Annotated in this window: 6 protein-coding genes; all 6 read left to right on the top strand. The window is 73.0% G+C overall.

Translation table 11 applies throughout. From position 1 onward, the window contains the following. A partial coding sequence (locus ABD194_RS21295) for a pyridoxamine 5'-phosphate oxidase family protein (RefSeq protein WP_343995267.1) occupies positions 1-415 on the top strand: 415 nt, incomplete at its 5' end. 538 nt (positions 416-953) lie between these two features. Further along, on the top strand, positions 954-1,139 hold the full coding sequence (locus ABD194_RS21290) for a hypothetical protein (RefSeq protein WP_343995265.1): 186 nt from the start codon (positions 954-956) through the stop codon (positions 1,137-1,139). Positions 1,140-1,346: 207 nt separating this feature from the next. Further along, positions 1,347-2,090, top strand: coding sequence for a nucleotidyltransferase family protein (locus ABD194_RS21285; RefSeq protein ID WP_343995263.1), 744 nt, complete (start codon positions 1,347-1,349; stop codon positions 2,088-2,090). A 111-nt stretch (positions 2,091-2,201) separates the two neighbouring features. Beyond that, positions 2,202-3,089, top strand: a complete 888-nt coding sequence (locus tag ABD194_RS21280) for an AAA family ATPase (protein ID WP_343995261.1) — start codon at positions 2,202-2,204, stop codon at positions 3,087-3,089. Beyond that, complete coding sequence (locus ABD194_RS21275) at positions 3,086-4,255, top strand: vWA domain-containing protein (RefSeq protein WP_343995259.1); 1,170 nt, start codon at positions 3,086-3,088, stop codon at positions 4,253-4,255. The genes ABD194_RS21280 and ABD194_RS21275 overlap by 4 nt, the downstream gene beginning before the upstream one ends. Beyond that, positions 4,248-4,594 (top strand): XdhC family protein (locus tag ABD194_RS21270; protein WP_343995257.1); only part of this gene is annotated, 347 nt, incomplete at its 3' end. The genes ABD194_RS21275 and ABD194_RS21270, both read left to right, overlap by 8 nt.

Here is a 4,594-nt window from a genome sequence, read left to right as displayed (position 1 = left end):
TCACGGCTCGCGACTGGTCAACTGGAGCGAGCTCAAGGCTGCCGAGTGTCAGGCACTGCTCGACTCGCGCGACGTGGGCCGGATCGGCTGGAACGCCGGCACCGGTCCGATGATCCTTCCCGTCAGCTACACGCCGGTCAACGACCTCCTGGTCCTGCGCACCTCCCCTTTCGGGCTGCTGTCCGAACTGGTCCGGCTCACTCAGGTGGTCCTCGAGGTGGATGAGCTGGACCTCACCCGGCGCACCGGGTGGAGCGTCCTCGTCCGCGGCCGCGCGCAGGCGATCGCCTCACCGGCGCTGCTGAACCACCTGTGGATGATCCAGGGCGCCCAGCCCTGGGCCGCGGGGACGCGCACCATCTTCATCGGGATCACCTCCGAACAGATCACCGGTCGATCCTTTGATGGACTCTGAGCTGAACCGCCCCGTCGAACCTGGGAGCGCGCCTGCCAGTCGGGACTCGCGGCGCGAAGGGCCACGGCGCAGGTCCTTGAGCGTGATGACGCAGAGGTGTACCGGCAGCTCGAGGCGCTACGCGGAGCAGATGACCAGCATTGGGCGAACATCGACGCCCTGCGCCTCCAGTCGCAGCGCTCCTGCGACCTGGCGGATGCCAGGGAGGCCCGCGCGGACGAAGTGGCCGGGCAGCAGCGGAACAGCGGACGCAAGCCGCCGAGGACCGTCGCCGAGTCGACACCCTGCAAGAGCACGTCGATGTCGACCGCCGGCTCGGGGCGTGCTCAAGGACGAGCACGTCGCCAGCCTGGAGACAGCTTTGGCCATCTCCCCGCCCGCCTGAGTGGCGGCGAAGCGGAAAGCTGACGGTGGAGCCGCGCGTCAGGCGCATTTCGGCGAGGCTCAGCCCGTCGCACGGGCGGGCCGTGTTCCGCCACGCGCGGTGCCCCGGAGACGACGGCCGCATCGACGGCACGTGCGCGGGTATCGTCGGGCGATGAGCCGAGGACACCACCCCAAGGACCCGATCCAGACGCGCGCCGAGCTCTTGCCGGAGGAACAGGCGGCAGGCAGCGATGACCCCGAGATGCAGGCCCGCGCGATACTCGCCGAGTCAGAGGCGCGCACTGAGAACCCGGAGCGCACTCGCGACGAGTCCATCCAAACGCCGGACGAGGTTTGACCACCCAGGCGAGGGGATTCAGGAGGGCATTCAGCCTTCGCAGCAGATCCGGTAACCAATGTGCCCGGTGGGCGGCGGTAAGACGCGGGGGCATCCGACCCGCGGCGGTGTGCCGCGCCCATGTTGGCGGGATGGGCGCCTCATGGCAGCGCACCAGCGGTTCGACCCAGTCGCCAGAATGTGCAGCGTCACGGGTACGTTCCGGCTGTGAGTGAGAGCGACACCACGCCGCACCCAGCCGCCGTGCATGGGCGAGCCGCGCACGTCCGGGGCCTCGTGCTCGCCGCCGGGGCCGGCCGGCGCATGGGCGGCCCCAAAGCCCTCCTGAGGCACCGTCCCGACGAGCCGACTCTCGTCGAGCGCGCCGTCACCCTGCTGCACGCCGGCGGCTGCGCCGGCATCACCGTCGTCGTGGGCGCCGCCGCCGAGGAGGTCACCGCCATCGTCTCGACCTTGGGCCGCGACCTCGACGTCGTCCGGTGCCCCGACTGGGACGAAGGCATGGGCGCCTCCCTCCGCGCCGGCCTCAGCGCACTGACCCGCTCCACCCACGAGGGCGAGGGCTGCGTCGACGCCGTCCTCGTCACCCTGGTCGACCTGCCGGACCTCACCCCTGAGGTCGTCGCACGAGTCCTCGACGCCCTCGGCCACGTCGACAACGACCACTCGCCCCACCCCGACCCCGCCGAGCACGCCGTCGACCTGCACGAACCCGCCGGCCCCACGATCAAGGAGCTGCGCACGACGCTCAGGCGGGCGGCCTACAACGGGAGCCCCGGGCACCCGGCACTCATCGGGCGCGACCACTGGGACGCGGTCATCGCGATGGCGGTCGGCGACTACGGCGCCCGCGAGTACTTCCGCACCACGCCGCACCAGCTCGTCGAGTGCGGCGACCTCGCCACCGGCCGCGACACCGACACCCGCGAGGAGCTCGAGCGCTCCCGCTAGCGCGGCCCCCTCCCGATCGCCACCACCGGTCGCCACCCCCGACGGCCAAGCCACGCCAACGCGCCAGGCCCTCTGCTTCCGAACGAGCCGTTCATGGGTGATGCTCGGGGAATGGACCACGTGTTCGACAGTGCCGCCGACGTCAGGACCGCCCTCGGGCGCACCGGCTACCTCGCAGACGAGGCGCTCGCCACCGTGACGTTCCTCGCGACCCGGCTGAACCGCCCCATCCTGCTCGAGGGGGAGCCCGGCACCGGCAAGACCGCCCTCGCCGAGGCCCTCGCCCAGTCGCTCGACCTGCGCCTCATCCGCCTCCAGTGCTACGAGGGCATCGACGCCACCCAGGCCCTCTACGACTGGGACTTCCCGCGCCAGATCCTGCACCTGCGCACCGTCGAGGCGATCAGCCGCGCCGAGCACGCCGATCCCAAGGTGCTCGAGGCGGAGCTCTTCGACGAGCGCTTCCTCCTCGCCCGGCCGGTCCTCGAGGCGCTGCGAGAAGCCCCCTGCGTCCTGCTCATCGACGAGATCGACCGCGCCGACGACGAGTTCGAGGCCTTCCTGCTCGAAGTCCTCTCCACCTGGCAGGTGACGATCCCCGAGCTCGGCACCGTCAGCGCTGCCACCCCGCCGATCGTCGTCCTCACCTCCAACCGCACCCGCGAGCTGCACGACGCGCTCAAGCGCCGCTGCCTCTACCACTGGATCGACCACCCGGGCCTGGCCCGCGAGCTCGAGATCGTCCGCACCCGCCTGCCCGAGGTGAGCGAAGCCCTGGCCGAGCAGGTCGTCACCCTCGTCCAGCGCCTCCGCGGCTCCGGCGAGCTCATCAAGCCCCCGGGCGTCGCCGAGACGCTCGACTGGGCGCGCGCCCTCGAGACCGTCGGCGCCACCCGGCTCGACCCCGAGGTCGCCGCCGCCACCCTCGGTGCCGCCCTGAAGTACCGCGAGGACTCCGAACGGATCCGCGCCTCCCTCGACAAGCTGCTCACCGCATGACCCTGACCCCCGTGCCGCCCCCCACCAGCCCGACCGAACCGCCGACCGAGCCGCCGGCCGAGCCGCCGGCCGAGCCCCGGCCCGACGAGCTGCTCCTCGGCTTCGCCCGCGCCCTGCGCGCCGCCGGCGTCCACGTCACCGCCGACCGGGAACGCACCTTCCTCCTCGCCGCCGCCACCGTCGGCATGGCCGAGCGCTCCGGCGTCTACTGGGCCGGCCGCGCCACCCTCACCGGCGTCCCCGCCGACTTCCCGATCTACGACGAGATCTTCGAGCGCTGGTTCGGCGGCGAGTCGCTCCGCAGGGGCCAGCGCGTCGACATCGTGCGACCGCCAGCCCACCAGGCGCCCCTCGACAGCACCGAGGGCGAGGCCGGAGACGTCGAGGGCGACACGCTCCAGGCCCGCGCCAGCGCCCAGGAGGTCCTGCGCCACCGCGACGTCGCCACCCTCAGCGCGGCCGAGCGCGCCGCCGCCGCACGGCTGTTCGCCCGCCTCGACCCCCGCGCCCCGAGGCGCCGCGCCCGCCGCCACGTCCGCGCGACCAGCGGCACCATCGACGGCCCCGCCACCCTGCGCGAGCAGCTGCGCTGGGTCGGCGAGCCCGGCCGCATCCACCACCGCCGCCGCGCCACCCGCCCGCGCCGCATCGTCCTGCTCATCGACGTCTCCGGCTCCATGAGCGCGTATGCCGACAGCCTCCTGCGCCTCGCCCACGTCTTCGTGCGCACGGTGCCCCACGTCGAGGTCTTCACCATGGGCACCCGTCTGACCCACGTGACGCGCGCCCTCACCGAGCGGGACCCCGACCGCGCGCTCGCCGCCGCCGGACGCGTCGTCCCCGACTGGTCAGGCGGCACGCGCCTCGGCGAGGCCATCGGAGCCTTCCTCGACCGCTGGGGTCGGCGCGGGATGGCGCGCGGCTCGGTCGTCGTCGTCTTCTCCGACGGCTGGGAGCGCGAGGGCCCCGAGCTGCTCGGCGAGCAGATGCGCCGCCTCGCCGCGCTCTCGCACCGCGTCGTGTGGGTCAACCCGCACCGCGGCAAGGCCGGCTACCAGCCCGTGCAGCAGGGCATCGTCGCCGCGCTGCCGCACGTCGACGACTTCGTCGCCGGGCACTCGCTCGCGACGTTCGAGGAGCTGATCGAGGTGGTTGCCGATGCGTGAGGTGATGGACGAGATGATGCAGTGGTGGTCGGCCGGCGAGACCGTCGGCATCGGCACCGTCGTCGGCACGTGGCGCTCGGCGCCGCGCCAGCCCGGCGCGTCGATGCTCGTCGGCCCCGGCGGCGAGGCCGTCGGCTCCGTCTCCGGTGGGTGCGTCGAGGGCGCCGTGTACGAGCTGGCCCAGGAGGTCGTCGCCTCCGGCACGCCCGTGCTCCAGCGCTACGGCGTCAGCGACGACGACGCGTATGCCGTCGGGCTCACCTGCGGGGGGATCCTCGACGTCTTCGTCGAGAAGGTTTCACGGGAGACTTTCCCCGAGCTCGGCGACGTCGCCGCCGA

The sequence above is a fragment of the Terrabacter terrae genome (assembly GCF_039529575.1).
Taxonomy (GTDB): Bacteria; Actinomycetota; Actinomycetes; order Actinomycetales; family Dermatophilaceae; genus Terrabacter; species Terrabacter terrae.
Note: the sequence above shows the minus strand (reverse complement) of the source record. Positions and strands in the feature narration are given on the sequence as shown.

What these genes read in the sequence shown, in the direction of transcription:
- ABD194_RS21280 (WP_343995261.1), top strand. Translation starts at nt 2,202, where the DNA reads ATGGACCACGTGTTCGACAGTGCCGCCGACGTCAGGACCGCCCTCGGG.
- ABD194_RS21290 (WP_343995265.1), top strand. Translation starts at nt 954, where the DNA reads ATGAGCCGAGGACACCACCCCAAGGACCCGATCCAGACGCGCGCCGAG.
- ABD194_RS21275 (WP_343995259.1), top strand. Translation starts at nt 3,086, where the DNA reads ATGACCCTGACCCCCGTGCCGCCCCCCACCAGCCCGACCGAACCGCCG.